Genomic DNA, 520 nt, shown 5'->3' with positions numbered 1-520 from the left:
ACCGTAAGGTGGTTCAGGAACAAGTGCTGGGCAAGACCGGTGCCAGCCGCCGCGGTAATACCGGCAGCACGAGTGATGGCCGATATTATTGGGCCTAAAGCGTCCGTAGCTTGCTGTGTAAGTCCATTGGGAAATCGACGCGCTCAACGCGTCGACGTCCGGTGGAAACTACACGGCTTGGGGCCGAGAGACTCGACGGGTACGTCCGGGGTAGGAGTGAAATCCTGTAATCCTGGACGGACCACCAATGGGGAAACCACGTCGAGAGACCGGACCCGACAGTGAGGGACGAAAGCCAGGGTCTCGAACCGGATTAGATACCCGGGTAGTCCTGGCTGTAAACGATGCTCGCTAGGTATGTCACGCGCCATGAGCACGTGATGTGCCGCAGTGAAGACGATAAGCGAGCCGCCTGGGAAGTACGTCCGCAAGGATGAAACTTAAAGGAATTGGCGGGGGAGCACCACAACCGGAGGAGCCTGCGGTTTAATTGGACTCAACGCCGGACATCTCACCGGTC

Annotated in this window: 1 rRNA gene; it reads left to right on the top strand. The window is 58.3% G+C overall.

Annotated elements, in window-relative coordinates:
• Positions 1-520 (top strand): 16S ribosomal RNA (locus tag VJ162_RS18465); the annotation flags it as partial.

Origin of the sequence: Haloarcula sediminis (genome assembly GCF_035656455.1) — an archaeon.
Lineage (GTDB): Archaea > Halobacteriota > Halobacteria > Halobacteriales > Haloarculaceae > Haloarcula > Haloarcula sediminis.
The sequence above is the reverse complement of the archived record's forward strand: the minus strand, read 5'-3'. Positions and strand labels throughout refer to the sequence as shown.